Annotated in this window: 1 protein-coding gene; it reads right to left on the bottom strand. The window is 40.0% G+C overall.

What is annotated here, in order from left to right; genetic code table 11:
* Positions 1-1,110: IS4 family transposase (locus PV763_RS17595; protein WP_420938293.1), on the bottom strand; the 1,110-nt coding region annotated here is incomplete at its 3' end.
* Between the last annotated feature and the right edge of the window lie 96 nt (positions 1,111-1,206).

Below are 1,206 nucleotides of genomic sequence, written 5' to 3'. Positions count from 1 at the left end.
GACTTTATCGGGTGAAAATAACGCTTTTAAGGTTTTTATTTCAAATAAATTCACTTGAATTATTCTGAGTAAGCGCTGAACTGTCCAGCCTTTTTTCCCTAAATGTTGAGCGAAACTTACCAGTAAATAGGCGATCATCGCAATCCAGATTTGCGTCTGAATGGCGTTCTTGCTTCGGCCTAAAAAGGCTTTTAATTTCAGGTTCTGTTTAATCGCTTTAAAGAACAATTCAACTTTCCAGCGGTCTTTGTAAATCGCTGCAATGGTAGAGGCAGCTAGATGAAAGTTATTGCTGAGAAAGCTAAAGTGCTTGCCACTTTGCTGATCTCTATATTCAATTCTTCTTAATACGGGGGCTTTTCTTTTTAGGGCATGTGCGCTATTTAGCTGAATGGTTTCATCTTTTAGAATGCCTTTGGATTCAAGCACTGGATGTTGCTGGATCACCTGATACACCGATTTAGGTCTAAAACGTGTCACAAAGCTAACGTTTTGAGCGCTTAGATTCGCATACCATTGATAATCGACATAGCCTTTATCAAAGACCACAATGCTGCCAGCGGGAAACTGGAATTTTCGGCCTTGTAACATGTCATTTTCTTTACCATTTTCAACTGCAATAAACTCAGGAATATCATTGCTGTGATTCAATCCTATGCTGAGTTTCATGCTGGCTTTTGAGTCGTGAACTTTGGCCCATTCACATAAGGAAAGCGACAGGTCAATATGACTGGCATCCAGGGAATATAATGGATTCTTAAAGCGAAATTTATGGGCTACTTTTGAGTGTTCATAGTATTTAAGCAACTTGTAAAAGAGCTGTTGATACAAGGCAGCAGGCTGCTGCTCATTGATTCGTGCCAGTGTACTTCGGGGAATAGACTTTGCTCCGAAATGACTCAGTTTGTCCTGTTGGCACTCCAGATTGGATTGAATATCTCTCAGACTTTGCCTGCAGGAAAGTTGAGACATCAAGATGGCAATAAACTGATCCCATCTTGAAGCCGCTCTAAATTTCTGTCCAACATGGTGTACTTTAGCAAGTTGCTCAAAATCCTGTCGCACGACGGGTTTAATAAGCTGATGAAATACGGTATTCTGATGTGACAAAACCTGAATCCTGGTCGTTAAAGTGTTTGTTTGCACTCATATTTTAACGATTTGGACTCAGGTTTTTTATTTAAATCAAACTATGGGACAGCAGTG

This window comes from Acinetobacter sp. AS5 (assembly GCF_048957595.1).
GTDB lineage: Bacteria > Pseudomonadota > Gammaproteobacteria > Pseudomonadales > Moraxellaceae > Acinetobacter.
This window is presented reverse-complemented; position numbering and strand designations above follow the sequence as displayed.